Below are 24,831 nucleotides of genomic sequence, written 5' to 3'. Positions count from 1 at the left end.
CACCAAACCATACCTAACTAGAGAATCATCATGACCCAACAACTCCAGAACATCATCGACACCGCGTGGGAACAGCGCGCGGAGTTCAGCCCGTCCAACGCCCCAGCCGAACTGCGCGACGCGGTCGCCCACGTGCTCGCCGGCCTGGATGCCGGCACCCTGCGCGTGGCAGAGAAAAGCAGCGTCGACTGGGTCGTGAACCAGTGGATCAAGAAGGCCGTCCTGCTGTCCTTCCGCCTCGAGAATAACGTGCCGGTGGCAGGTGGCGGCGGCATGCAGTTCTACGACAAGGTGCCGACCAAGTTCGCCGACTACACTCCGGAAGATTTCGCCAAGGGCGGTTTCCGCGTGGTGCCGCCGGCGGTCGCGCGCCGCGGCAGCTTCATCGGCAAGAACGTGGTCCTGATGCCGTCCTACGTCAACATCGGCGCCTATGTCGATGAAGGCGCGATGGTCGACACCTGGGCCACCGTCGGCTCCTGCGCCCAGATCGGCAAGAACGTGCACCTGTCGGGCGGCGTCGGCATCGGCGGCGTGCTGGAACCGATGCAGGCCAACCCGACCATCATCGAAGACAACTGCTTCATCGGCGCCCGTTCGGAAATCGTCGAAGGCGTGATCGTCGAAGAGAACTCGGTGATCTCGATGGGCGTCTACATCGGCCAGTCGACCAAGATCTACAACCGCGAGACCGGCGAAGTCACCTACGGCCGCATCCCTTCGGGTTCCGTGGTGGTATCGGGCAGCCTGCCGTCCGCCGACGGCAAGTACAGCCTGTACTGCGCCGTGATCGTCAAGCGCGTGGACGCCAAGACCCGCGCCAAGACCGGCATCAACGAGCTGCTGCGCGGCGACTAAGCATTACCTACCGGCCCGCAAGGGCCGGCTTCGCATTCAAAGGAGACGATGCCATGGCCATGGACCGCCTGTTCCAGCTGATGAAGGAGAAGAACGCTTCCGACATGTTCTTCGCCGCGAACTCGCCGGTGCACATCAAGATCAACGGGAACCTCATCCCGATCAACCAGCATCGTCTCGAACCCGACAACATCATCTCGCTGCTGTCCGAGATCGCCTCGCCGGAACAGATGCAGGAGCTCGAGCGCGAGAACGAACTCAACATGGGCGTGTCGGTCGCCAATCTGGGGCGCTTCCGCCTGTCGGCTTTCCGCCAGCGCGGCTCGATCTCGGCGGTGCTGCGCTTCGTGCCGGCGAATATCCCGCCGATCGGCGAACTGGGCCTGCCGCCCGTGCTATCCGAGCTGATCATGGAAAAGCGCGGCCTGCTGCTCGTCGTGGGCGCCACCGGTTCCGGCAAGTCGACCACCATTGCCTCGATGCTGGACCACCGCAACGAACAGCGCACCGGCCACATCCTGACGCTGGAAGACCCGATCGAATACCTGTTCAAGAACAAGAAGTCGATCGTCAACCAGCGCGAGATCGGCAGCGACGCCACCAGCTTCGCCACCGCCCTGCGCAACTCGATGCGCCAGGCGCCCGACTGCATCCTGATCGGCGAGATCCGCGACAAGGAAACCATGGCGGCGGCCCTGGCCTATGCCCAGTCCGGCCACCTGGTGCTGGCCACCCTGCACGCCAACAACAGCTACAACGCGCTGAACCGCATCATCAGCTTCTACCCGATCGAGAACCGCGCGGCCCTGCTGCAGGATCTGGCCTCGAGCGTGAAGGCGATCGTCTCGCAGCGCCTCATCAAGTCGGCCGCCGGCGGCCAGCGCCAGGCCGCGGTCGAGGTAATGCTCAATACCCGCTACATCGCCGACCTGATCGAAAAGGGCGAAATCGGCCAGATCAAGGAAGCGATGGACAAGAGCCTGTCGCCGGGCTCGCAATCGTTTGAAAGCGCCCTGCTCAAGCTGGTCAAGGATGGGCTGGTGACGCAGGAAGAAGCGCTGGCCAATGCCGACTCGGCCACCAACCTGCTCTGGCTGCTCAACAATGGGCCGGATAGCCAAGTGCAGCCCGAGGAAGAGAAGAAGCCGGGCAACGAACCGCCGGGTGCGTCGTTTACCGAATTCACGCTCAACAACTGATCCGTTTCTTCCGTCCGCTGCGGAAAAACGCCCCTGTGTAGAATCCTCGCAGGGGGCGTGCTGTGCTATCCTTGCCGCCTTTCCAAAATACCATCTCCCTGCGCATTCGCGCGGGCGCAAGGATTGACGCACCATGACCACGACCCTCTACGGCATCCCCAACTGCGACACCGTCAAGAAAGCCCGCGCCTGGCTGGCGGACAACGGCCACGATTTCACGTTCCATGACTTCAAGAAACAAGGCCTGACGCGCGACCTGGTGGCTAGCTGGCTCGAACAACTGGATTGGGAAACCCTGGTCAACCGCAAGGGCACGACCTGGCGCAACCTACCGGATGAGCGCAAGGCGCAAATCGTCGACAAGGCCAGCGCGCTGGAACTGATGCTGGAGAACCCGTCCGTCATCAAGCGCCCGGTCCTGCAAGGTGTCGGCCCGGTCTCGGTCGGCTTCTCGCTTGATGCCTACGCGGCCAAGTTCAAGGACGCTGCATGAAACCCTCGCGCACCCTCCTGCTGACCGAAGAGCTGATCGCCCTCGATTCGGTCACGCCGCAGGACAAGGGCTGCCAGGAGCGCCTGAAGGAGCTGCTGGCGCCGCTAGGCTTTCACTGCGAGACCATCGAATCGAACGGCGTCACCAACCTGTGGGCGCGCAAGGGGACGACCGCACCCGTGTTCGTGTTCGCCGGCCACACCGACGTGGTGCCATCCGGTCCCGAACACCAGTGGCATTCCGCGCCATTCGTGCCGACCCGCCGCGACGGCAAGCTGTACGGCCGCGGCGCCTCCGACATGAAGACCTCGATCGCGGCCATGGTGGTCGCCTGCGAGGAGTTCATCGCCGCCCACCCTGACCACAAAGGCTCGATCGCGTTTCTCATCACCAGCGACGAGGAAGGCCCGGCCGTCGACGGAACTGTGGTCGTCTGCGAGCGCCTGGAAGAACGCGGCGAGACCCTGGACTACTGCCTGGTGGGCGAACCGACCTCGAACCACGTGCTGGGCGACACCATCAAGAACGGCCGCCGCGGCTCGCTCTCGGGCCACCTGGTGATCAAGGGCATCCAGGGCCACATCGCCTACCCGCACCTGGCGCGCAACCCGATCCACCAGGCCGCGCCGGCGCTGGCGGAACTCTCGCTTGAGGCCTGGGACGAAGGCAACGAGTACTACGCGCCGACCAGCTGGCAGATCTCGAACATCCAGTCCGGCACCGGCGCCACCAACGTGATCCCGGGCCACGTGACGATCGACTTCAACTTCCGCTTTTCCACCGCCAGCACCGCCGACGGCCTGGAAGCGCGCGTGCACGCCATCCTCGACCGCCACGGGCTCGACTACGAACTGCAGTGGACCTTATCCGGACAGCCGTTCCTGACGCCGAAAGGGACGCTCTCGGACACGCTGTGCGACGCCATCTTCGAGGAGCTGGGCGTGCAGACCGAGCTGTCGACCACCGGCGGGACCTCGGACGGCCGCTTCATCGCCCGCATCTGCCCGCAGGTGATAGAATTCGGGCCTCCGAACGCCAGCATCCACAAGATCGACGAACACATCGAGCTGCGCTACATCGATCCCCTCAAGAACATCTACCGCCGCACGCTGGAACAGCTGCTGGCCCAGTAACGAGCAATAAAAACCGGGAGAAGGCCATGACCAACACCACTTTCAGCACGCCGCGCGACCTGCTGCGCTATGCGATCACCCGCTTCAACGGCGCCAAGCTGTTCTTCGGCCACGGCAGCGCCGAGGCCTTCGACGAAGCCGCCTACCTGATCCTGCACACCCTCAAGCTGCCGCTGGACCGGCTCGATCCCTTCCTGGACGCGCGCCTGCTGCCGGACGAAGTGATCCAGGTGATGGAGGTGATCGAGCGCCGCGTGGTCGAGCGCGTGCCGGCCGCCTACATTACCAAGGAAGCCTGGCTGGGCGACTACCACTTCTACGTGGACGAACGCGTGCTGGTGCCGCGCTCCTTCATCGCCGAACTGATCCCGCAGACCTTCAGCCCCTGGGTGCAGGATCCGGAAAGCGTGGAGAACGTGCTGGAACTGTGCACCGGCAGCGGCTGCCTGGCGATCATGATGGCCGACGCCTTCCCGAACGCCGTGGTCGACGCGGTGGACATCTCGAAGGACGCGCTGGCCGTGGCCGAGCACAACATCCGCGAATACAAGCTGGAAGGCCGCGTCAATCCGATCGAATCGGACCTGTACGAGCACGTGCCCTTCAAGCGCTACGACCTGATCGTCACCAACCCGCCCTACGTGAACAGCATCTCGATGGGCAAGCTGCCGCCGGAATACCTGCGCGAGCCGCAGATCGCCCTGGCGGGCGGCGAGGACGGCATGGACCTGGTGCGCAAGATCGTCGAAGGCGCCGCGGAGCGCCTGACGCCGGAAGGCATCCTCGTGGTCGAGATCGGCAACGAGCGCGACTATGCCGAAGCGGCCTTCGGGCACCTGGGCCTGACCTGGCTGAGCACCAGCGCGGGTGACGATGCCGTGTTCCTGCTCACCGCCGAACAACTGCAATCGCAATAATTTACGTTCGCTTTAACGATGTTCGTAGGGTGGGCGGCTTTGCCGCCCACGCGTCCAACCAGCAGATGCGTCACCACAGCGCATACGAGAGTTGAACGCGTGGGCGGGAGACCCGCCCACCCTACGTAAAACCAGAAACTTGCAATGATCCGCTTCCAGAACGTCAGCCTGATGCGCGGCACCAAGCCGCTGCTCGAGGACGCCGACCTTACCCTCAACCCGGGCGACAAGATCGGCCTGATCGGCGCCAACGGCGCCGGCAAATCGAGCCTGTTCGCCATGCTGCGCGGCGAGCTGCACCCGGACCAGGGCGCCATCGACTTCCCCGCCAAGTGGCGCATGGCCTACGTGGCCCAGGAGACCCCGGCCCTCGACCGTCCGGCGCTGGAGTACGCGATCGACGGCGACGTCAACCTGCGCCGCCTGCAGGCCGAACTCATTGACCTGGAAGCGCATCCGGATGCGGACGACCACGGCATGCGCCTGGGCGAAATCCACAGTCTGCTCGCCGATGCCGACGCCTACACGGTGCAGTCGCGCGGCGAACAGCTGCTGCTGGGGCTGGGCTTCTCGCTGGAGCAGATGGCGCAGCCGGTGGCCAGCTTCTCGGGCGGCTGGCGCATGCGCCTGAACCTGGCGCAGGCCCTGATGTGCCCTTCCGACTTGCTGCTGCTGGACGAACCGACCAACCACCTGGACCTGGACGCGATCATCTGGCTGGAGGATTGGCTCAAGCGCTATCCGGGCACCCTGATCATCATTTCGCACGACCGCGATTTCCTCGACGAGATCGTCAACGTCGTCGTGCACATCGACGAGCGCAAGCTGAAGCGCTATTCGGGCAACTACAGCGCCTTCGAGCGCCAGCGCGCCGCCCACCTGGTGCTGGCCGCCGCCGCTTTCGAGAAACAGCAGCGCACCCGCGCCCACCTGCAATCCTTCGTGGACCGCTTCAAGGCCAAGGCCACCAAGGCGCGCCAGGCCCAGAGCCGCATGAAGGCGCTGGCCAAGATGGAAGAGCTGGCCCCGCTGCGCGCCGCCGCCGAATTCTCCTTCGAGTTCCGCGAGCCGCTCTCCGCGCCGAATCCGCTGCTGATACTGGACAACGTCGATGCCGGCTACCCCTTGCTGGATGAGCATGGCGACAAGGTCGGCGGCAAGGCGATCGTCAAGCGCGTCAACTTCTCGCTGCAGATCGGCCAGCGCATCGGCCTGCTGGGCGTGAACGGCGCCGGTAAGTCCACGCTCATCAAGACCGTCGCCGGCGAGCTGATGCCGCTGGAGGGCAAGGCCACCCTGGGCAAGGGCCTGTCGATCGGCTATTTTGCCCAGCACCAGGTCGAGATGCTGCGCCACGACGAGTCGCCGCTGTGGCACCTGCTCAAGATCGCGCCGAACGTGCGCGAGCAGGAGCTGCGCAACTTCCTCGGCAGCTTCAACTTCCCGGGCGACATGGTGACTAGCCCGATCGCGCCCTTCTCCGGCGGCGAAAAGGCGCGCCTGGCCCTGGCCCTGATCGTGTGGCAGCGCCCGAACCTGCTGCTGCTGGACGAACCGACCAACCACCTCGACCTCGAGACCCGCGAGGCGCTGACCATGGCGCTGGCACAGTTCGAGGGCACCGTGGTGCTGGTGTCGCACGACCGCCACCTGCTGCGCGCCACGACCGACGAGTTCATCATCGTCGCCGACGGCAAGCTGCAGCCCTTCGACGGCGACCTGGACGACTACAAGGAATGGCTGTTCCAGACCAAGCTCGGCAAGGGCACCGACACCCTACCGGCGCCCGCCCCTGCGAAGGACGGCAAGCTGGATGCGCCAATGGCGGCCCCGGTCGACCGCAAGGAGCAAAAGAAGCTGGAAGCGGAAGCGCGCCAGCGCATGGCTGCGCTCAGGAAGCCCATCGAGAACCGCGTCAAGCGCCTCGAAGAGCAGATGGCCAAGCTGAACGCGAAGAAGGCCGAGATCGACGCCCAGCTGCTCGAGCCGAGCATCTACGAGGCCGAGAACAAGGAAAAGCTCAAGCTTCTCGTGGCCGACCAGGCCTTCGCCGCGCGCGACCTGGAACAGCTCGAATCCGAATGGCTGGAGCTGCAGGAGCAGCTCGAAGGCCTGGCGGCGTAAGCCTCACGCCACACCTCTCCGTTTGACCCATCCGCATCGCCCTGAGCAAGGGCGATGCGCGACCTGTTGCACCCTCCTTCCCCTTTCCTGTCTTCCCATCCGCGAGCCGCGGCGCTTCGTCGCGCGCTTGGCTTGTCAAAAAAAGTCGAGATATAAATAGGAATCATTCTTATTCTCATTTATAATGTTTCCATTCTGCATATATTTACGTTCTTTTCGACTTTTTACACGGATACCGTATGCCTGCGCCCCGCTTTGCCCTGCCGCTGTTCCGCCGCTCCCTCATCAGCACCGCCGTCGCCCTGCTGCCCCTCGCCGCCAACGCCGATCCGGCGCCGCACGACATGGCGACCGTCGTCGTCACCGCGTCCGGCTTCGAGCAGAGCATCCGCGAAGCGCCGGCATCGATCACCGTGCTCACCCGCGAACAGCTCGAGAAGGAACGCTTCGGCAACCTGGCGCAGGCGCTGGAGAGCGTGGAAGGCATCGACGTCGGCGCGGCCGGCGACAAGACCGGCGGCCTGAACATCAGCATCCGCGGCATGCCCAGCGACTACACCCTGGTCCTGATCGACGGCCGCCGCCAGAACGCCGCCGGCAGCGTCACTCCGAACGGCTTCGGCGGCACCTCGACCAGCTTCATGCCGCCGGTCGGCGCGATCGAGCGCATCGAGATCATCCGCGGCCCGATGTCGACCCTGTACGGTTCGGACGCGATGGGCGGCGTGATCAACATCATCACGCGCAAGGTCGGCAAGCGCTGGCATGGCAACGTGGCGGCCAACTACACGGTGCAGGAGGAATCGAGCTTCGGCGACGTCAAGGGCGCCAAGTTCTACCTGAGCGGACCGCTCGCCGCCGACGTGCTGGGCCTGTCGCTGCGCGGCAGCACCCAGCGCCGCGCCGCCGCCGATATCCGCTACCAGAACCAGAATGGCATCGTTGCGCCGACCATGGGCGCCAATCCGGTCGAGTCAAGCATTCACAACCTCGGCGCGCGCCTGGCCTGGGCGCCCAGCCGCATGCACGAATTCACGCTGGACGCGGACAGCACCCGCCAGAGCTACGACAACACGCGCGGCCAGCTCGGGACCCTGGGCATCCAGGGCGGCTACGGTCCGAAGCAGAAGTACAACCGCGACCAGGGCAGCCTGTCCTACCGCGCACGCCTGGGCTTCGCTACCCTGGACAGCAGCTACATGGTCAACCGCACCGAAACCATCGGCCGCACCATCCCGCCGGGCACCCCTGGCGCAGTGGCCGGCAGCGCGCGCACCCTGGAAGTGGAGAGCCGCGTGTTCGACACCAAGCTGGTGGCGCCCTGGGGCAATCACCTGACCACCATCGGCGCCCAGCACTGGGACGCCGAGATGGTCGACGGCGTGGCGCCGCAGGCCTTCGCCTTCACCCAGAAGGCCCTGTTCCTGGAAGACGAGTGGCGCATCGCCCAGCCGCTGCTCCTGACGCTCGGCGCGCGCTACGACGACCACAGCATCTTCGGCGGCCAGGTCAGCCCGCGCGCCTACCTGGTGTGGAACGCGTCGCCGCGCTGGACCGTCAAGGGCGGCGCCAGCCGCGGCTACAAGACCCCGCGCGTCGAGCAGCTGGCGCCCGGCATCAACGGCTTCGGCGGCCAGGGCACGATTCCCCTGGTGGGCAGCCCCGGCCTGAAACCCGAGACCAGCGTGACGACCGAACTGGGCGTCCACTTCGACAACGGCGCCGGCTGGACCGCCAATGCCGCCCTGTTCAACAACGAGTTCAAGGACAAGATCACCACCGGCACCGGCCTGCTGAACTGCTCCTACCGGCCGGCGCCCAATCGTCCGGGCTGCGTCAGCTTCGGCAACTGGCCGAACGTCGACGCCTTCGGCCAGTCCACCAACGTCGACGAAGCGGTGACCCGCGGCGTGGAGCTCGCGACCCGCTTCCCGCTCGCCCCCGGCTGGGCCCTGAGCGCCAACTACACTTATACCGACAGCGAGCAGAAAAGCGGCCCGAATGCCGGCAAGCCACTCGGCGACACGCCGGAACATGCGCTCAACGCGCGCCTCGCCTGGGACATCTCGGCGCAATGGAATGCCTGGCTGCGCCTCGAGGCCCGCAGCGAGCGCTTCCGCGATCCGGGCAGCTCGGCAGCAACCCGCGCGGCCAAGGCGGCGCTGGGCGACTACAAGGGGTATGGGATGCTGCACCTGGGCGGCAGCTACCAGCTGAACAAGCGCGTCACGGTGAACGCGGCGATCTACAACCTGGCCAACAAGGACTTCATCGATTACCGTCCTTACCAGGCGCCGGGGTCTGCTGCGCCGACCTGGAGCAGCGTCTACGTCAACAACATGGACGGGCGCCGCTTGTGGCTGTCCGTGAGCGCGGATTTCTGACGCCCCCCTGCTCTAGGCGACCTGGCGCGGTTCGGCCGGCGCCACCGACATCAGGCGCGCGATATCGATCAGGATCATGCGCCGCCCCTTGGCCAGGCCGAGGCCGATCAGGTAGTCGGCGTCGCGCTGGGCGCCCGGCAGCGCGACCACCTGCTCCGGGCGCAGGCGCACCACGCCGGTGACGCGCTCCACCACCACGCCAACCACGCCTGCGGCCACCCGCACGATCACCACGTCGGTATCCGGCTCGGGCAGCGCAAAGACGGGGGCGAAGGCGGCCCGCAGGTCCATCACCGGCATGATCACCCCGCGCGAGAGCGCCACGCCGCCGATGATCTCGCCGTCGCTGCAGAAACGCTCGAGCGACCGGTATGCCTTGAGCTCCTGCACCGCGGAATAGTCGAGCCCGTAATCGAGCCCGCCCAGGGTGAAACCAAGGAACTGCTGGGGTGCGGCGAGAATGTGGTTCGACATGGTGGTTCCTTTCATCGGCACCACCAATGCTAAAGGCGAGCTCCCCTTAAATTGTTGACTGCAGTCAACTATCGCACTGTGCCGGGGCACACTGCACTGCTGTTGTCCAGGCTATTGCCGGATTCGCCGACAGAGCGCAAAGCGCGTTTGGCCCGGCGCAGGGTCTGGACATTGCGGAAGCTCATATAACCCAGCCCGGCGATGAACAGCGCCGCGAAAGCGAGCGCCAGGCGGATGCCGCCGAACAGGAAGCCGCCCGCGAAAAAGAACAGGCCGTACCAATAGATGTCGTAGACCGTGGAGAGCACCAGCCCGGCGGCCGAATGCTTGAGGATGACCGCTTGCGAAGCAAGGTCGCGCCAGCCCAGCACCGAGTTCCAGTCTTCCGCCCGCCCGAATGCGATGGCGTAGGTGGCGCCTGCCTGCGGAATCGTCCCGTGCCCCAGGCTGACGCCGTAATGGGTGCGGCCTTCGCTGCGAAAGCTGAAGTCGCCGGCGGCGACATCGAATACCTCTTCAAAATGGATGCGTTCTATCTGCATGGTTCTCCGTTCGCGATCAGGTTCGGGGGGCAAGGTAGCGCTTCCCCAGCGCCGCCCTGGCGGCGCGCTGTTCGATGTGCTTGAAATAGGCCCTGCCCCTGCCCTCCGATACAAAGAAAAAATACTCACCGTGGGCATTACGCGCATAGCGCGTCACACTGATGGCGCGGATGCGGTACTCGTCCTGGTAGGCCACGCTCTCGACCACGATCTCGGCGCTGCGCCCGTCGAAGCACAGCTCCGGCGGCGCTTCCGTGATACGTATCTGCCGGAACTCCTCGTTCGCCATGCCGACGATGTCGCGCGCGCCGCGTATGTACCGGTAGTTGCTGTACGCGACGACCGCAAGGAACACGATCCCGAGGACCAGCGCAATGGGTTCCATGGCGTCTCTCGTTCAGGCCTGCAGCCAGGCCACCAATGGCGCATCGTTCGGATTGACCAGCACCTTGTCCAGGTGCGCGCGCGGCAGCAGCGACACCGCCTGGCTCTCCCAGCCCATGTCGGACGGGCAGCCGCCGACGCGCCGACCGAGGTAGTAGCGGGTGCGGCTGCGGCTGCGCGTCAGGTCCATCAGGTGTCCGGTCAACAGCACGTGCAGGCCGCTTTCCTCGTACGCTTCGCGGATCGCCGCGGCGCGCAGCAGCATGCCCGGGTCCAGCGTCCCTTTCGGGAAGGTGGCCGGGTAGCCGCCGAAGCCGTTCGACGGGTGCACCACCCAGACCCGCCCGTCGTCCTCGAGGATGACGACGCCGGCCGCCACGCGCTTGCCCGGCGCGGGTTGGAAGGGCGGCTCGTCGAAGGCGTCCTCCTGCCCCGCAAGCGCGATCCAGCCGGCATCGACGCGCGGGGCCTCGCGCCACACGGCGAATGCGAGGCCGTTCAATGCCGGCGGCACCGGGCCGCCCGGGATCACGGTGGCGGGGAGCAGCGGGTCGAGCCAGTTGTCCAGCGGCGTCGGCGCGCTGGGCGCGGCGATGGCGACCGGCTTGCCCCATTCATCGGGTTTCGGATGGATCGACGTCTGCATGTCTCCATTCTAATACCGCAACAGCCGCGCAGCGAAGCATTGATTCGCCACCCCTTCTGTGACAACATCGGTCGACCCCATCCGCCTCCGACCGCGACCGACAACAATGAACAAGACGCCCGGCTCCGCTCCCATCACCCTTGCGCTCGACAACGTCCTGCTCGACACCCGCCCGCGCCAGCTCGGCGGCTGGCGCCGCGCTGGCGCCGAGTTCCTGTACTTCGGCTTCAAGAACGCGCGCGCCTGCCTGTTCGTGGGCCTGTTCTTTGCCGCCATGATGCTCACGCCGCGCACCGGCATCCTCGGCATCCCGCGCTACGACCTGCTGCTGCTGGTGGCGCTGGCGATCCAGCTGTGGATGGTGAGGTCAGGCCTGGAGACGATGGACGAGCTGAAGGCGATCTGCCTGTTCCACGCGATCGGCTTCGCGCTCGAGGCCTTCAAGGTGTCCGGCGCCATCCAGTCCTGGGCCTACCCCGACTTCGCCTACACCAAAGTGCTGGAGGTGCCGCTGTTCTCGGGCTTCATGTACGCGGCCATCGGCAGCTACATCGTGCAGGCCTGGCGCCTGTTCGACCTGCGCATCCGCCACCATCCGCCGCACTGGATGGCCTGGGCCATCGCGATCCTGATCTACCTGAACTTCTTCACCCACCACTATATCGGCGACTACCGCTGGTACCTGGCGGCCTGCGCGCTCGGCCTGTACTCGCGCACCATGGTGGTGTTCCGGCCGCTCGACCGCGACCGCAGGATGCCGCTGCTGCTGGCCTTCGTGCTGATCGGCTTCTTCATCTGGCTGGCCGAGAACATCGGCACCTTCTGGGGCGTGTGGCGCTACCCGAACCAGCTGGGCGCCTGGTCGGTGGTCCACGTGAGCAAGTGGAGCTCGTGGTCGCTGCTGGTGATCATGACCTTCACCATCGTAGCCAACCTCAAGCATATCAAGGAGAAGATCCACGTCGCGCGGGCATAGCTGCGCGCGGCGCGGGTATCATGGGTGGGTAGCGCCCGTGTCCGCTTTTCCAAAGGAGCCGCCATGAAACCGCCGACCAGCCTGGTCATGCTTGCCCTGCTCGCGATACTGCCCGCCGTCCTGGCGACGCCCGGAGCCGTCCAGGCGGCCGGCTTCCAGAGCCAGCGCGCCATCGCCGCCGGCGAAGTCGACCTTCCGGCCATGCTGGCCGGGATGGAACGGCAGCGCGCCAAGGCCATCGTGCAGCGCGATATCGCCACCCTGCGCCACCTGATGGACCGCGAGTACTACCACGTCGACAGCCGCGGGCGGGTGCGCAGCAAGACCGAGCTGCTCACCGCGCTCGAACGCAACGAATTTCGCTTCCGGCTCTACAATATCGACAGCACCGAGGTGCACCCGCTGGAAGGCGGCAACGCGGCCCTGGTCACCGGCACCTACCGCGCGCTGATGGCGGGCGACACCGCCAAACCGCCGCGCTTTCGCTACGCGCATCTGTGGATACGCCAGCCGGACGGCTGGAAGAACAGCTTCCACCAAAGTACTGCCATCCGTCCCGTGCAGGACGATTGAAGATCAGGCGACGGCGGCTTCCGCCGTGCTCCAGCTGACGCTGCCGCTGCCGCCGGCGAACAGCAGTTCGGCGCCGCTGGCCTCGCGCAGGCGCGCCTTGATCTCGCGTGGCGCCAGGTTGTAGTGATTGCCGCGCTCCGCATCCGCGCTGTCCGGTTCCACGTCGAGCGCACGCACCGTGAGCTCGCCGGCCACCTGCCCGATGGCGACGCTGACCGTGCCGCTGTGCTGCGCGCGCTGGGCTTGCAACCTTTCCAACAGCGCCATCCCGGACTGCTGCTCGGTCTCGACGTCCTTGATCTCCTGCGACAGCGTGGCCATCTGCTTGAGCGCCGGCGCGGCGGCGGCGGCGAGCTTCCTGAAGGCCGGCTGCTGTTCCGGCGTGAGCACCAGTTCGCCCTTGCGCACCCGCCCCGCCAGGCGGACGTAGCTGGCCACCTCGGGCTGGGCCGCCAGCGTACCCATCGCGGCGCGGCGCCGGCCGGCCAGCTCGCCGAACTGGCCCACTCGCTCGCGGATCATGCCGATCGCCGCATCGATGCGCGTGCAGTCCGGGCGCAGCACGAAGACCCGCATCTCGCTGTGCCCGCGCGGCGCGGCGCGCTCGATGGCGATGCGCCTGGCGACGATGGCGCAGCCTTCGGCCTGGCTAATTTCCACCACGTCCGCCACGATCTCGCAATTGAGCGCCTCGACGATCGAGACCCTGCTGCCGGAGATGATGCAGTTCTCGGCGCGCTGCAGCGTGACCTCCCCATTGGCGCTCTGGATGGTGGCGTTCGATGCCACGCCCGCCACGACGATCGGACCATCGCTGTTGCGCGCGCTGCCGCCCATCAGGTTGCGCTTCAGGCGCACCACGCCGCCGCGCGAGACCACGTTGCCGAAGACGTCGGCATGCACCGTGATGCTCTCGCCTTCGACCACGCGGTTTTCCTGCACCTCGCCGAATTCCTCGTAGTCGCCCTCCAGCTGCAGGTTGCCGGTCGTCCTGGCGCTGACCCCGTCGTGGCTGACGATCTTGTCGCCCACCGAGATCCGGTTGCCTTCCACGTTCAGGAAGCCGTCCTGCAGGGCGAGCACGAACTCGCCTTCGGCGATGCGGTCGACCGTGGTGCCGGGACCGCTCCAGTCGCTCAGTTCGAGATCGAGCGGCAGTTCGGGCGCGAGGGCGATGCCGGACAGGTCGAAGCCCGGCTCACCCTGCACGCGCGGAAGCTTGCGCAGCAGGCGCGTGCCGCGCTGGACCTGGGGGAAGCGGTTCTGGAAGCTCATCAGGTCGAGCTTGCCGTTGGCAAGCTGGCGCGGGGCGTCGCTGCGGTGCAGTTCGTTCGAGACCTCGACCACGCGCGCATCCTCGCCCGGCCGCGGAGGCAGGCGGCGCGCCACCACGATGCGGCCGGCCGCGCCGGTGGCGATGGCGTCCCTGACTCCCGCGACGTCGATGCCGAAGCGGATGCCCTTCATCCACATGTCGGCGATGAACTCGTCGATGTCGAGCCGGGACGGCTGCTCGACGCCCTCGGGGTCCGGCAGGAACACGGGTTCGAAGTAGTATTCGGCCTGGCCGTCGGCGATCCTGACGGCGCGGTAGAGCTCGCGGCGCGCCGGATCGAAGGGCTGGATGTCGTCCGCCAGGCGCACCACGGTCTCGCCGCGGGCATTGCGCGGCAGTTCGGGACCGTGACCGAACAAGGCCTTGATCAGGACCGGATAGTCGAGCCCCGAAAAATACTGGTTCCCGAGCAGGATGTCGTCGACCGCCGCCAGCAGAGCCGGGCCCAGGGCGGCCACGTCGCAATAGATGCCGTCGGCCTGGCGGGCGATGCAGGCTTCTGCGGCTGCTGGGTTGGACACGGCGTGTTCTCCTGATCTGCTAAGGTCTCTTCAAGATAGCACGTTGCAATACGAAAATAAACATATAGCAACTAGATTTCCATAAAGAAACCCCAGCGATGGGGGAAGCGCGCCGTAAAACGAGAACGGCGCCCGCAGGCGCCGTCAGGGATGGATTGCAAGCCGGCTCAGCGGCGCCGCGCGTTCGGATACAGGTCGCGGTTGGCTTCGTTGATCTGGCGCTTCAGTTCGCTGCGCTCGTCCGGCGTCATGCGGCCGCGGCGGCCGCCCTCTTCACGCATGGAGTCGCGCATCGCCTGCTCCTGGCGCATGCGGGCCTCGTCGCGCATTTCCTGGGCGCGCGGGTCGTAGCGCGGATCCTGGGTGCGCATCTCGTAACGGTCGCGCATGGCCTGCTGCTGCATCTCTTCGCGGCGCGGGCCACGGTCCTGGCCTTGCGCCATGGCGCCAGCGGCGCTGCAAGCCAGGGCGACAGCGATCACACCGTGCCTGACGAAACGCGCCAGCCGCCCTTCGTTTGCTGCCTGGATTTTGGTGTGCACGTTGTTCATGGTGTTCCTCTTCCGCGATGCCATATAAACAGATAAGCTGTGATTTCCACTTGCAGCCAGTGTATGTGCATAGCGTCCGAGGTGTAAGACCGATTGGGTAAAGTTTGTAACACAATGTAATGGCTGAGCCATCCGAACAAGATGTTCAAGCGATAACACGTTACCATAGCGACATGCTTCTGACAATTCTGGATTCCATATGAACGCATCGACGAACAATACGGGCAGCAGCCCGACCAGCAACAACGCCACGGGCAACCAGGGCGGCCACTCCGCCAAGATCATGGTGGTGGACGACGACGTGCGCCTGCGCGACCTGCTGCGCCGCTATCTCACCGAGCAGGGCTTCCAGGTGGTGACCGCGGAGAGCGCGCCGGCCATGAACAAGCTGTGGCTGCGCGAGCGCTACGACCTCCTGGTGCTGGACCTGATGCTGCCGGGCGAAGACGGGCTGTCGATCTGCCGCCGCCTGCGCGGCGCCGGCGACCAGACCCCGATCATCATGCTGACCGCCAAGGGCGAGGACGTCGACCGCATCGTCGGCCTCGAGATGGGCGCCGACGACTACCTGCCCAAGCCCTTCAACCCGCGCGAGCTGGTGGCCCGCATCGGCGCGGTCCTGCGCCGCAAGGGCCCGGACGAAATCCCGGGCGCACCGAGCGAAACCCCGCAGACCTTCGAGTTCGGCGATTTCGTGCTCGACCTGGGCACGCGCACGCTGAAGAAAAATGGCGAGACGGTGCCCCTGACCACCGGCGAATTCTCGGTGCTCAAGGTGTTCGCACGCCACGCGCGCCAGCCGCTCTCGCGCGAGAAGCTGATGGAACTTGCCCGGGGCCGCGAATACGAAGTCTTCGACCGCTCGCTGGACGTGCAGATCTCGCGCCTGCGCAAGCTGATCGAGCCGGATCCTTCCAGCCCACTGTACATCCAGACCGTCTGGGGCCTGGGCTATGTGTTCATCCCTGAAGGACAGCCGCGCTAGTGTTCGCCCCACTCTCGGCGGCGCGCCGCGCCGCCCGCTTTGCCTGGTACCGGAGCGGCCTGTTCTGGCGGACCTTCCTCCTGATGTCGGCGCTCACCGCCGCCTCGATGGGCTCGTGGATCGGCATGATCAGCGTGTTCCAGCGCGGCCCGCAGATCCAGCAGACCGCCGAGCTGGTGGTGTCGGCGGTCACCATCACCAGGGCTGCCCTGATCCACTCGGCGCCTGCGCAGCGGCTCGAGCTGCTGCTCGAACTGGTGTCGAACGAAGGCATCCGCGTCCTGACGCTCAACGAAGACGACATCGTCGAGCCGCCGCCCAACAATCCCCTGATGCCCGAGATCGCCGCCATCGTGCGCGAACGGCTGGGCAAGCAGACACGCTTTTCCGCCGGCGTGAACGGGGTGCCGGGCTTCTACATCAGTTTCAACATCGACGGCGACGAATACTGGCTGATGCTCGAGCGCGAGCGCCTGGCCGGGCTGACCCGCGTGCAGTGGCTCGGCTGGGCCACGCTGGTGGGCTTGCTGTCGCTGATCGGCGCCGCCTTCATCTCCTCGCTGGTCAACCGGCCGCTGGCGCGCCTGACGGCGGCCGCGCGCGCCATCGCCAAGGGCGAAAAGCCGGCGCCGCTGCCCGAGAAAGGCTCGCAGGAGATCATCGAGGCCAACCGCAGCTTCAACCAGATGGTCGACGACCTGGCGCAGGTGGAGAAGGACCGCGCCGTGATCCTGGCCGGCATCTCGCACGACCTGCGCACGCCGCTGGCGCGCATGCAGCTCGAGGTCGAGATGGCCAACCTGCCGCAGGAGGCGCGCGAAGGCATGCAGTCGGACATCGACCAGATGGATGCGATCATCGGCCAGTTCCTCGACTACGCCAAGCCGACCGATGCCGCCACCTTCATCGCGGTGAACCTGTCCGAGATGCTGGCCGAGGTCGGCCGCGAGGCGGGCCGCATCCGCGACCTGCGCGTGCAGGTCGACCTGATGCCGGGCGTGCACGTGATGGGCAATGCGACCGACCTGCGGCGCGTGGTCAACAACATCATCGAGAACGCACGCAAGTACGGCAAGACCCCGGGCCAGGATTACACCGAGATCGCGATCGTCCTGCGGGTCAAGGCCACCGGCCACGGTCGGCGCGCCGTGATCGAGATATGCGATCACGGGGTGGGCGTGCCGGAAGACCAGATCAACCAGTTGCTCAAGCCCTTCACGCGCCTGGACAGCGCACGCGGCCAGGCCAACGGCGCCGGCCTGGGCCTGGCCATCGTGGAACGCGTCTTGAGCCGCCACAATGCCGAGCTCACGGTGAGCAACCGCGAAGGCGGCGGGCTGCTGCTGCAGCTGGCCTTGCCCCTGGCCGGGTAAGCGCGCGTGGGTCAGCTGCTGGCCGCCCTCCTCCGTGGCCTCGGCCGCAACCTGCTACTGTTCGCGGCCATCGTGCTGGTCCTCGCCTCAGGCCACTGGCTGCGGGGCGAATGGGCGAACATCCAGCACATCGTCGCCGAGCTACCGGCGCTGCGCCAGGCGCAGGCCGACTTCGACGCGCGCCGCGCCGCGCTGGCGCGCAATACCGAAGAAGAACTGCGGCAGCTGGCCGGCGCCGGCATCGTCCGGCTCGACGGCCGCATCGCCGCCATCGACGCCGAGATCGCGCGGCTGCGCCGCGAGCGGGAAGCGGCGCCGGGCCTGGGCGCCGCCCTCGCCGGCCGCGAGGCATTGGCGCAGCAGCTCGCCCGTTCGGCCATGCGCGACATGGAAATCGAACTGCGGCGCCAGGAAAAGACCCACCTGCAGGCCCTGCGCGCACGCGCCGATGCGCTCGCAAACCGGCAGGCCGCGCTGGCCACCCTGGAGCGGCTGCGGCGCGAACACGTGGCGGTCTACACGGCGCTGCAGGACGCCATGAAAAAGCGCGCCCAGGCGGAACAGGCCGCAGGAACCTGGGGCAAACTGTTCTTCACCGACGACTACCGGCAGCTGCGGGCACTGGACGCACAGCAAACACAGCTGCGCGCCAGGAACAGCGCCGCACACCGCGCCTTCGTGGCGCAGCGGGCGCTGGTGAACACGCTGCCGGCGGTCGGCGCACCGGCCGCGTTCCGGCTCAACGAAGAAGCCCTGGCGGCAGCGTCCGCACCGCTGCGCGAACGGCTGCGCGAGGTCGAGGAGCTGGCGGGCACCAGCGGCGCCTGGCGCGCCTACGGGCTGGTGCAGCCGCTGTTGCTGCCGGCATTGCTGGTGCTGGCCGCGTGGTGGCTGGTGCCGGCCGCCATCCGCGCCCTGTTCTATTTCGTGCTGGCGCCGCTGGCGGCGAAGAGGCCGGCGATCGTCTTCGAGGACGCGCCGGCGTCCTCCGGCACGCCCACCCGCACTTCCTCGCGCATCTCCGCCGTCTCGCAGCAACTGGCGCTGGCGCCGGGCGAGGAACTGCTGATCTGCCCCGACTACTGCCAGAGCCAGCCTGCGGGCGTGCTTGTTGCGACCCGGCTGCTGTTCGACTGGCGGCGGCCGCTGAGCAGCCTGGCCGCGCGCCTGTGGATGCTCAAGCGCCTGCGCGCCTGCGCGGCGGCCGAGGTGGTCGTGTCGGCCACCGGCGACCCGCTCGACGAAGTCGCGCTCCTGGTACTCGGGCCCGGGGAATCCTTCGTGCTGCAGCCGCGCGGCCTGGCCGGGATGGTCTACCAGACCGGCCAGCGGCCCGCCATCCGCAGCCACTGGCGCGTGGGAACCCTGCACGCCTGGCTCACCCTGCAACTGCGCTACCTCGCCTTCGAGGGTCCGGCGACCCTGGTACTGAAAGGCTGCCGCGGCGTGCGCCTGGAACAGGCCGGGGCCGGCCGCACGATCAGCCAGGATGCAACCCTGGGCTTCAGCGCGCATGCGCGCTATGCTACCGTTCGCGCCGAACCCTTCCTGCCCTACCTGGCGGGCAGGCAGCCCCTGTTCCACGACAGTTTCGCCGGGCAGGATGCCTGCTTCCTGTACGAGGAAGTGCCGCGCTCGGCCCAGGCGGGCGGGCGCCGCAGCAATCCCTTCGAGGTGCTGCTCGACGCCGGCTTGAAGGCCTTCGGTATTTAAGCCTCAGGCTTCCTTGCGGAACACCGGCGGCAGCACCGGCGTGGCCAGCGCCGCCCGGCCGCCGAAGGTGGCCGCCATGTCATAGCGCAGGCCGGCAGCTTCCCAGCGTCGCAGGAACTCCTCGATCACGTCCGGATGGCTGCCCAGGTGCAGGCGCACGTAGGGCACCGGCGCGGTCTGGTTGAACAGCGAAGCCGACACCAGGGTGCCGGTGGCGAAGAACAGGTCGTCGCGGAAGCGATCGATGCCGCCGTCCGTCGTCTGGTAAACCTTCGGGATCTCGATCAGCATGTACGAGGTCGACGGTCCGATGCACAAGGCGGCATCAATCCATCCCATGCGCTCCTTCAGGCGCGCGCGCACCAGTTCTTTCTGGCGGGTGTAGAACAGGCCGGTCTCGATGGTCCAGTCGGCCGCTTCCGGCGTGGCCAGCCAGGCGCACATCAGTTCCGCGTTGTGGGTATTGGTGTGGTAGCGGTTGATCCAGGATTCGCGGCTCAGCTGGCGCAGCATCTTCGGCGAGGTGGTGATGGCCGCCACGCCCATGGTATTGCAGGAGAACTGCTTGCCGAAGGGACGGGTCGCGACCCAGCGCTCGAACATGCCCGAGCGCACCAGCGCATTGTCGCCGCCGTCGTGGTCGAACGCGTCGAGCAGCGCTTTCAGGTGGTTGACGACCGGCGCACGCGGATCGTGGACGCAGTAATAGGCGTCGTCGAGCAGCAGGAAGCCGCCCTGGTCGGCGCACAGGTCCAGCAGATAACGGGTCACGTCGACCGGCCACTGCATGCCGGTCGGGTTGTGCTGGGGATTGCTCACCGCCATGGCGATGTGGCGGCTGCCGTCGGCCAGCGTCTCGCGCACGATCGCATCCCATGCCTGCAGGTCCGGCAGCCAGCCGTTCTGCGGCCCCAGCGGCAGGAACACGATCTCGAAGCCGACGTCCTTGAAGATGCCGCGGTAGTCCCAGCTCGGTGTCGGCACCAGCGCCACCGGCGTCTTGCCCGGATGGGTTTGCGTCGCTCGGCGCATGGCGACCTTTGCCATGTCGTACATGGCCATCCGGGTCGTCATCGCCAGGCAGCCGACGTCGATGTCGAGGCCAGCCGCGGGCCGGCGCGCCTCCAGGTGGTGCTCGCTGACGATCAGGCGGCGCATGAAGTTGCGGTGGCGCTGGATGCCGTAGCCGGATTCGGCATAACCCATGTCGCCGCGTGCGAACTGAAAGGCGTTGATGAACTCCAGGAATTTCGGGCTGACGCCGTTCCAGTGTTCGCCCTTGACGGCATACAGGGCCGGTCCGTGCGGGGCTCCGGCCTGCATGTACTCGTGGTAGAGCACCTGCTCCGGCGAGCACTGGCGCATCTCTTCCGAGTCGTTCTGAAGGTGTTCGGCGGCGGCCTGGATGTGGCTGCGCAGGTGCGGCGTCCAGGTCGGGACCGTGGGACGTTCGAGGGCTTGGTTCAGCTGGGTCATCGGGAGGTCTCTCACTATTAACTTGGCGGAAAGTTTGCAGTTTTGCCATGCGGCAACACTGCAAACTCCGCGCAGTCTAATGAGTTGGCATGGACCCGGTCGCACGATTGCGTGAGGCGATCGCGCCCCATGCAGGCCGCATGAAACACGCTCTGTCAGGCGCCTTTCAGGCTCGCCAAGGCCTGCGCAATGCCGGGATAGCGGAATGCGAAACCCTCCCGCTGCAGCCGGCGCGGCGCGACGCGCTGCCCTTCCAGCAGCAGGTCGGACTGCTCGCCCAGCACCAGGCGCAGCGGCCAGCCGGGCGTCGGCATGAAGCTGGGGCGGCGCCAGATGCGCGCCGCCGCCTCGCTGAATTGCGCCTGCGTGACGCATTCGGGGGCGGTGAAGTTGCTGGCCCCGATCGCCCCCGGACGCGGGTGCGCGAGCGCATGGCGCCAGCGGTGCGCCATGCCGCCCACGACATCGTCCACATGGATCCACGACAGCCACTGGCGCCCGCTTCCCAGCCTGCCGCCCAGGCCGAGCAGGATCGGCAGCAGCATCATGGGCAGCGCCCCGCCCACGCCCACGACCAGGCCGAAGCGCATGCACTCCACCTGCACGCCATACTGCGCCGCCCCGCCGGCCGCCTCTTCCCATTCGCGGCACAGGTCCGACATGAAGACCGGCTGCGGCGGCGACGATTCGTCCAGCTCGGATTCGTCGCCGATGCGCTGGATGCCGTAGTAGCCGATGGCCGAGGCATTGAGCAGCAGGAAAGGCTTGTGGTCGGCCCGCGCGATCCAGTCCACCACCTGCCGCGTCAGGCCGATGCGGCTCCGGCGCAGCGCTTCCTTGCGCGCCGCGGACCAGCGCGGACCCAGGATGCGGGCGCCGGCCAGGTTGACCACGACCTCGATGCGGGTCTGCGGCGGCAGCGCCTCCATCGATCCGACGCACTCTACCCTGCCGTCGAACAGGCGCGCCGCCGCTTCCGGCTGCCGGCTCAGGGCGAACACCCTGTGGCCGTCCTGCAGCAAGGCCCGCACCAGGTGCTGGCCGACGAAGCCGGTGGCGCCAGTGACAAGGACGCTGCGTCGATGCGCGTCGAAGGATATGACGGGCGTAGCACCGCCGCCCTGCCCGCGCGCCGCCGCGATCACCTCGCGCAGTCCCGATAGCTTGCTCACGGTGGATGTCATGGCTGTTCCTTGCTGTTGGGTCCGAGGAAGCGGGCGACCTTGCCGCCCATCTTGAGGAAGCGCTGCAGCGTCTGCGGCGGCAGGTGCCGGTAATCCTCGAAGCTGGCGCTGAGCATCTCGAGGAACTCGAGCACGACCTGCATGCGCGCCAGCGTGGCGGCATCCAGGCCCGCGTCTTCTTCGCCTTCGATGGCGCATTCGCGCAGCACGGTCAGGGTCGGGTCGATCTCGCGGCGCTTGCGCTCTTCCAGGATGACCCGGAAGATTTCCCACACGTCCTGCAAGGCCTGGAAGTGGTCGCGCCGGTCGCCCAGCACGTGCGACACGCGCACCAGCTTCCAGCTCTGCAATTCCTTGAGGCTGTTGCTGACGTTGGAGCGGGCCACGCCCAGGGTCTCGACGATGTCGTCGGCGGTCAGCGGGCGCTCGGACAGGTAGAGCAGCGCGTGGATCTGGGCAACGGTCCGGTTGACGCCCCAGCGGGTGCCCATCTCTCCCCAGTGCAGGACGAATTTCTGTACGGTCGGGCTCAGGCTCATGGATTTCCTTTATTTCTGTTATTACAGAAATTAAAGAACATAATGAACGAAAGGTCAAGCGGCTTCTGCAGGAGCGCTACAATGCGCTTTGCCGACATCGACTGAGCCCACCATGAAAAATCCTTTCCGGCATGCCCTGTTGTATGCAACGCTGTCCGCTTCGCTCATGACGCCCGCATCGCCTGCCGTCGCGCAGCAGGATGCGCCTGCGCACGTCGATCTGGCCACCGGGTTGCGTTTTCCGCCCTACCTCGCACGCCTGCGCTTCCAGGAGATCCGGACATTCCCGGACAAGAAGCTCGGCTACTGCGCGCTGTACTCGTCCGCAGTGGCGACCGGGCAGGTATGCGTGTACGACCTCGGCTACGACAAGCTGCCGACGGGGATCGACAGCCCCGGCTTCAAGGAAGCGCTGCGCATTGCCATGGAAGGCTTCGTGTACAGCCTGAACAATCCTCCCTATGCAAAAGGACAGGTCATTGGCGAGGGGACACCGTCCGTCAAGGCCGACGGCAAGATTGCCAGGGCCGAAATGCGTCTGTTGAGTTCGGAACTCACGCAGTCGGACCAAAGCTTGGCCCAGGGCACCCACCTGCTCTTGATGACAGGGGGCCTGGGAAAGATTCTGAAGCTGAATTATTCCCAGCGTAATGTCACGCAGGAGGTCTTTTCCGCGGACGCAGAGCGGCTCATCGAAGACTTCGTGCGCTACAACGAGGCTGCCATGAAAACGCTGCTGCTCGAGCCCGACAAGTCCGGCGATTAAAGGCGGCAGCATTCGCTATACTGTCGGCTTTCGACTTTCGCGAGCCCGCCATGACCGCTACCTCCGCCGCTGCCACTCTTACCTACCGTGAGGTCGAACTGGCCGCCGAGCGCCTGGCTGGGGCCGCGCACCGCACGCCGGTCCTGACCTCGAGCACGGCCAATAAGCTCTCCGGCGGCACCCTGTTCTTCAAGTGCGAGAACTACCAGCGCATGGGCGCCTTCAAGTTCCGCGGCGCCTACAACGCGATCGCGAAGTTCGACGATGCCCAGCGCGCCGCCGGCGTGCTGACCTTTTCGTCGGGCAACCACGCCCAGGCGATTGCCCTGTCGGCGAAGCTGGCCGGCATCAAGTCGACCATCATCATGCCGCAGGACGCGCCGGCGCTGAAAGTCCAAGCCACCAAGGAATACGGCGGCGAAGTCATCACCTACGACCGCTACACCGAGAATCGCGAAGAGATCGGCCGGCGCCTGTCGGAAGAGCGCGGCATGACCCTGATTCCGCCCTACGACCATCCGGACGTGATCGCCGGCCAGGGCACGGCGGCCAAGGAATTGTTCGAGGAAGTCGGCGAGCTCGACATCCTGCTGGTGTGCCTGGGCGGCGGCGGCCTGCTAGCCGGCTGCGCGCTGGCGGCGCGCGCGCTCTCGCCGAACTGCAAGGTGATCGGCGTCGAGCCGGAAGCCGGCAACGACGGCCAGCAGTCGCTGCGCAAGGGAGAAATCGTGCACATCGCGGTGCCCAAGACCATCGCCGACGGCGCCATGGTGACCCATATCGGCGAGCACAACTTCGAGGTGATCCGCCGTAGCGTGGACGACATCGTCACGGTCAGCGACGCCCAGCTGGTGCAGACCATGGCCTTCTTTGCCGAGCGCATGAAGATGGTGGTCGAGCCGACCGGCTGCCTGGCGGCCGCCGCGGCCCTGCACGGCGTGGTCGACGTCAAGGACAAGCGTGTGGGCATCCTGATCAGCGGCGGCAACGTCGACCTGTCGCGCTTCGCCGAACTGATGCAGACATTGGACGCCTGATGGAATGCATCCAGGCGCCCGAACTGCCGGCACCGGCTGGCGTGTTCGGCGCGCACCGGCCGGCGCGTGCCGTGGTGCCGGTGCCGGCGCTGCACTATGGTTTCCTGGTGGAAGTGCAATTGGTCGCGGAACGCCCTAACGGCTGAGAGATTCTTGTGCGCAGGCCGCGCACACGTGAGGCAGCGAACAGAGCATTGTAAGATCGACATCGACAATGGAGGCTCGAACAAAGGAGCCGACCATGAAGCGTCATCTCTGCCTCAGTATCCTTGTCGCGGCACTGGCCGCGCCCGGCGCCCACGCTGGCGCGAACATCGTCAAGTGCGTGGACGGCGCCGGCCGCGTCACCCTGACCGACCAGCCCTGCGAGCACGGCGCCACCATGGTGCGCCTGGCGAATATGCCGGCCGACGAAGGCGTCACGCGCGCCGAACCCTATCCCTTGATCACCGAGCGCGGCGTACTGCCGCCGACACCGGTCGTGCAGCGCCGCCAGGCGACGCAGCGCGTGAAGGCCAAGCCGATGCTGCGCGACGTGGTCACGCTCAAGGCGGCGCGGGCGCAGTTCCTGTTGATGGATGCGGCGGGAACGCCGAAGCATACGCTGGCGACGCTGGACTGAATTCCGGCCTGCCCGGCCGGGCAGC

General features: G+C 66.6%; 24 protein-coding genes and 1 pseudogene. 16 read left to right on the top strand and 9 right to left on the bottom strand.

From position 1 onward, the window contains the following. Window positions 1–30: 30 nt before the first annotated feature. From dapD to FG94_RS04795, 7 genes are all read left to right on the top strand, one after another. On the top strand, window positions 31–858 hold the full coding sequence (gene dapD / locus FG94_RS04825; RefSeq protein WP_036207814.1) for a 2,3,4,5-tetrahydropyridine-2,6-dicarboxylate N-succinyltransferase: 828 nt from the start codon (window positions 31–33) through the stop codon (window positions 856–858). A 53-nt stretch (window positions 859–911) separates the two neighbouring features. After that, window positions 912–2,057 carry a PilT/PilU family type 4a pilus ATPase gene (locus FG94_RS04820; protein WP_036207813.1) on the top strand — a complete coding sequence of 382 codons (1,146 nt, stop codon included), beginning with the start codon at window positions 912–914 and terminating at the stop codon, window positions 2,055–2,057. 133 nt (window positions 2,058–2,190) lie between these two features. Beyond that, window positions 2,191–2,550 carry an ArsC family reductase gene (locus tag FG94_RS04815; RefSeq protein WP_036207810.1) on the top strand — a complete coding sequence of 120 codons (360 nt, stop codon included), beginning with the start codon at window positions 2,191–2,193 and terminating at the stop codon, window positions 2,548–2,550. After that, window positions 2,547–3,683, top strand: coding sequence for a succinyl-diaminopimelate desuccinylase (gene dapE, locus FG94_RS04810; RefSeq protein ID WP_036207807.1), 1,137 nt, complete (start codon window positions 2,547–2,549; stop codon window positions 3,681–3,683). Before FG94_RS04815 ends, dapE begins: the two co-directional genes overlap by 4 nt. Before the next feature lie 26 nt (window positions 3,684–3,709). Next, window positions 3,710–4,600, top strand: coding sequence for a 50S ribosomal protein L3 N(5)-glutamine methyltransferase (gene prmB, locus FG94_RS04805; protein ID WP_036207805.1), 891 nt, complete (start codon window positions 3,710–3,712; stop codon window positions 4,598–4,600). A 144-nt stretch (window positions 4,601–4,744) separates the two neighbouring features. Continuing rightward, window positions 4,745–6,724 carry an ATP-binding cassette domain-containing protein gene (locus FG94_RS04800; RefSeq protein ID WP_036207803.1) on the top strand — a complete coding sequence of 660 codons (1,980 nt, stop codon included), beginning with the start codon at window positions 4,745–4,747 and terminating at the stop codon, window positions 6,722–6,724. Between the two features lie 239 nt (window positions 6,725–6,963). Further along, a complete protein-coding gene (locus FG94_RS04795) occupies window positions 6,964–9,108 on the top strand; it encodes a TonB-dependent receptor domain-containing protein (RefSeq protein WP_036207801.1) in 2,145 nt (714 codons plus the stop codon). A gap of 12 nt (window positions 9,109–9,120) precedes the next feature. On the opposite strand, the gene FG94_RS04790 is transcribed toward FG94_RS04795, so the two are convergent. The 4 genes from FG94_RS04790 to FG94_RS04775 all read right to left on the bottom strand — a co-directional run bounded on the left by FG94_RS04790 (window position 9,121) and on the right by FG94_RS04775 (window position 11,154). After that, window positions 9,121–9,582, bottom strand: a complete 462-nt coding sequence (locus FG94_RS04790; RefSeq protein ID WP_036207799.1) for a chemotaxis protein CheW — start codon at window positions 9,580–9,582, stop codon at window positions 9,121–9,123. Between the two features lie 68 nt (window positions 9,583–9,650). Continuing rightward, window positions 9,651–10,157: a hypothetical protein gene (locus FG94_RS04785; RefSeq protein WP_152570844.1), complete on the bottom strand. Its 507-nt coding sequence runs from the start codon at window positions 10,155–10,157 to the stop codon at window positions 9,651–9,653. Then, window positions 10,141–10,509 carry a hypothetical protein gene (locus tag FG94_RS04780; RefSeq protein ID WP_036207794.1) on the bottom strand — a complete coding sequence of 123 codons (369 nt, stop codon included), beginning with the start codon at window positions 10,507–10,509 and terminating at the stop codon, window positions 10,141–10,143. Before FG94_RS04780 ends, FG94_RS04785 begins: the two co-directional genes overlap by 17 nt. 12 nt (window positions 10,510–10,521) lie before the next feature. After that, on the bottom strand, window positions 10,522–11,154 hold the full coding sequence (locus FG94_RS04775) for an NUDIX hydrolase (protein ID WP_036207793.1): 633 nt from the start codon (window positions 11,152–11,154) through the stop codon (window positions 10,522–10,524). Between the two features lie 106 nt (window positions 11,155–11,260). On the opposite strand from FG94_RS04775, the gene FG94_RS04770 reads away from it, so the two are divergent. Next, a complete protein-coding gene (locus FG94_RS04770) occupies window positions 11,261–12,130 on the top strand; it encodes a DUF817 domain-containing protein (RefSeq protein ID WP_152570843.1) in 870 nt (289 codons plus the stop codon). 63 nt (window positions 12,131–12,193) lie between these two features. Next, window positions 12,194–12,703, top strand: coding sequence for a nuclear transport factor 2 family protein (locus tag FG94_RS04765; protein ID WP_036207791.1), 510 nt, complete (start codon window positions 12,194–12,196; stop codon window positions 12,701–12,703). A gap of 3 nt (window positions 12,704–12,706) precedes the next feature. Here FG94_RS04765 and FG94_RS04760 read toward each other — a convergent pair whose 3' ends face one another. Then, window positions 12,707–14,560: a flagellar assembly protein A gene (locus FG94_RS04760; RefSeq protein ID WP_036207789.1), complete on the bottom strand. Its 1,854-nt coding sequence runs from the start codon at window positions 14,558–14,560 to the stop codon at window positions 12,707–12,709. Between the two features lie 167 nt (window positions 14,561–14,727). Beyond that, complete coding sequence (locus FG94_RS04755) at window positions 14,728–15,111, bottom strand: hypothetical protein (protein ID WP_152570842.1); 384 nt, start codon at window positions 15,109–15,111, stop codon at window positions 14,728–14,730. Window positions 15,112–15,394: 283 nt separating this feature from the next. Between FG94_RS04755 and ompR the strand changes: the two genes are divergently transcribed. Genes ompR through FG94_RS04740 form a run of 3 tightly spaced genes read left to right on the top strand, consistent with a single transcriptional unit; the run spans window position 15,395 to window position 19,182 of the window. Beyond that, window positions 15,395–16,096 carry a two-component system response regulator OmpR gene (gene ompR, locus FG94_RS04750; RefSeq protein WP_051306146.1) on the top strand — a complete coding sequence of 234 codons (702 nt, stop codon included), beginning with the start codon at window positions 15,395–15,397 and terminating at the stop codon, window positions 16,094–16,096. Next, window positions 16,096–17,469: a sensor histidine kinase gene (locus FG94_RS04745; protein ID WP_027863810.1), complete on the top strand. Its 1,374-nt coding sequence runs from the start codon at window positions 16,096–16,098 to the stop codon at window positions 17,467–17,469. Before ompR ends, FG94_RS04745 begins: the two co-directional genes overlap by 1 nt. 6 nt (window positions 17,470–17,475) lie before the next feature. Next, on the top strand, window positions 17,476–19,182 hold the full coding sequence (locus FG94_RS04740) for a hypothetical protein (protein ID WP_036207784.1): 1,707 nt from the start codon (window positions 17,476–17,478) through the stop codon (window positions 19,180–19,182). A gap of 3 nt (window positions 19,183–19,185) precedes the next feature. Here the strand turns inward: FG94_RS04740 and FG94_RS04735 are convergent, their stop codons facing one another. From FG94_RS04735 to FG94_RS04725, 3 genes are all read right to left on the bottom strand, one after another. Beyond that, window positions 19,186–20,658, bottom strand: coding sequence for a pyridoxal phosphate-dependent aminotransferase (locus FG94_RS04735; protein ID WP_051996190.1), 1,473 nt, complete (start codon window positions 20,656–20,658; stop codon window positions 19,186–19,188). 155 nt (window positions 20,659–20,813) lie between these two features. Then, on the bottom strand, window positions 20,814–21,842 hold the full coding sequence (locus FG94_RS04730) for a TIGR01777 family oxidoreductase (RefSeq protein ID WP_081925797.1): 1,029 nt from the start codon (window positions 21,840–21,842) through the stop codon (window positions 20,814–20,816). Next, window positions 21,839–22,381 carry a GbsR/MarR family transcriptional regulator gene (locus FG94_RS04725; RefSeq protein WP_036207780.1) on the bottom strand — a complete coding sequence of 181 codons (543 nt, stop codon included), beginning with the start codon at window positions 22,379–22,381 and terminating at the stop codon, window positions 21,839–21,841. Before FG94_RS04725 ends, FG94_RS04730 begins: the two co-directional genes overlap by 4 nt. Before the next feature lie 112 nt (window positions 22,382–22,493). Here FG94_RS04725 and FG94_RS04720 point away from each other — a divergent pair, with 112 nt between their 5' ends. The 4 genes and pseudogenes from FG94_RS04720 to FG94_RS04710 all read left to right on the top strand — a co-directional run bounded on the left by FG94_RS04720 (window position 22,494) and on the right by FG94_RS04710 (window position 24,806). Next, window positions 22,494–23,147 carry a hypothetical protein gene (locus tag FG94_RS04720; protein ID WP_036207778.1) on the top strand — a complete coding sequence of 218 codons (654 nt, stop codon included), beginning with the start codon at window positions 22,494–22,496 and terminating at the stop codon, window positions 23,145–23,147. A gap of 50 nt (window positions 23,148–23,197) precedes the next feature. After that, the gene (locus FG94_RS04715) at window positions 23,198–24,184 is read left to right on the top strand and encodes a threo-3-hydroxy-L-aspartate ammonia-lyase (protein WP_036207775.1); all 987 of its coding nucleotides are present in this window, start codon (window positions 23,198–23,200) and stop codon (window positions 24,182–24,184) included. A 35-nt stretch (window positions 24,185–24,219) separates the two neighbouring features. Continuing rightward, window positions 24,220–24,330: pseudogene (locus FG94_RS26435) on the top strand (RidA family protein); the annotation flags it as partial. A 95-nt stretch (window positions 24,331–24,425) separates the two neighbouring features. Further along, window positions 24,426–24,806 carry a DUF4124 domain-containing protein gene (locus FG94_RS04710; RefSeq protein WP_036207771.1) on the top strand — a complete coding sequence of 127 codons (381 nt, stop codon included), beginning with the start codon at window positions 24,426–24,428 and terminating at the stop codon, window positions 24,804–24,806. Window positions 24,807–24,831: the final 25 nt, after the last annotated feature.

The sequence above is a fragment of the Massilia sp. LC238 genome, from assembly GCF_000735635.1.
Classification (GTDB): domain Bacteria; phylum Pseudomonadota; class Gammaproteobacteria; order Burkholderiales; family Burkholderiaceae_D; genus Telluria; species Telluria varians.
Note: the sequence above shows the minus strand (reverse complement) of the source record. Positions and strands in the feature narration are given on the sequence as shown.

Bases quoted from the DNA above. Each gene is read 5' to 3' on its own strand.
- dapD (WP_036207814.1), top strand. From the start codon at position 31: ATGACCCAACAACTCCAGAACATCATCGACACCGCGTGGGAACAGCGC.
- FG94_RS04820 (WP_036207813.1), top strand. From the start codon at position 912: ATGGCCATGGACCGCCTGTTCCAGCTGATGAAGGAGAAGAACGCTTCC.
- FG94_RS04815 (WP_036207810.1), top strand. From the start codon at position 2,191: ATGACCACGACCCTCTACGGCATCCCCAACTGCGACACCGTCAAGAAA.
- dapE (WP_036207807.1), top strand. From the start codon at position 2,547: ATGAAACCCTCGCGCACCCTCCTGCTGACCGAAGAGCTGATCGCCCTC.
- prmB (WP_036207805.1), top strand. From the start codon at position 3,710: ATGACCAACACCACTTTCAGCACGCCGCGCGACCTGCTGCGCTATGCG.
- FG94_RS04800 (WP_036207803.1), top strand. From the start codon at position 4,745: ATGATCCGCTTCCAGAACGTCAGCCTGATGCGCGGCACCAAGCCGCTG.
- FG94_RS04795 (WP_036207801.1), top strand. From the start codon at position 6,964: ATGCCTGCGCCCCGCTTTGCCCTGCCGCTGTTCCGCCGCTCCCTCATC.
- FG94_RS04790 (WP_036207799.1), bottom strand. From the start codon at position 9,582: ATGTCGAACCACATTCTCGCCGCACCCCAGCAGTTCCTTGGTTTCACC.
- FG94_RS04780 (WP_036207794.1), bottom strand. From the start codon at position 10,509: ATGGAACCCATTGCGCTGGTCCTCGGGATCGTGTTCCTTGCGGTCGTC.
- FG94_RS04775 (WP_036207793.1), bottom strand. From the start codon at position 11,154: ATGCAGACGTCGATCCATCCGAAACCCGATGAATGGGGCAAGCCGGTC.
- FG94_RS04770 (WP_152570843.1), top strand. From the start codon at position 11,261: ATGAACAAGACGCCCGGCTCCGCTCCCATCACCCTTGCGCTCGACAAC.
- FG94_RS04765 (WP_036207791.1), top strand. From the start codon at position 12,194: ATGAAACCGCCGACCAGCCTGGTCATGCTTGCCCTGCTCGCGATACTG.
- FG94_RS04755 (WP_152570842.1), bottom strand. From the start codon at position 15,111: ATGAACAACGTGCACACCAAAATCCAGGCAGCAAACGAAGGGCGGCTG.
- ompR (WP_051306146.1), top strand. From the start codon at position 15,395: ATGGTGGTGGACGACGACGTGCGCCTGCGCGACCTGCTGCGCCGCTAT.
- FG94_RS04735 (WP_051996190.1), bottom strand. From the start codon at position 20,658: ATGACCCAGCTGAACCAAGCCCTCGAACGTCCCACGGTCCCGACCTGG.
- FG94_RS04730 (WP_081925797.1), bottom strand. From the start codon at position 21,842: ATGACATCCACCGTGAGCAAGCTATCGGGACTGCGCGAGGTGATCGCG.
- FG94_RS04725 (WP_036207780.1), bottom strand. From the start codon at position 22,381: ATGAGCCTGAGCCCGACCGTACAGAAATTCGTCCTGCACTGGGGAGAG.
- FG94_RS04720 (WP_036207778.1), top strand. From the start codon at position 22,494: ATGAAAAATCCTTTCCGGCATGCCCTGTTGTATGCAACGCTGTCCGCT.
- FG94_RS04715 (WP_036207775.1), top strand. From the start codon at position 23,198: ATGACCGCTACCTCCGCCGCTGCCACTCTTACCTACCGTGAGGTCGAA.
- FG94_RS04710 (WP_036207771.1), top strand. From the start codon at position 24,426: ATGAAGCGTCATCTCTGCCTCAGTATCCTTGTCGCGGCACTGGCCGCG.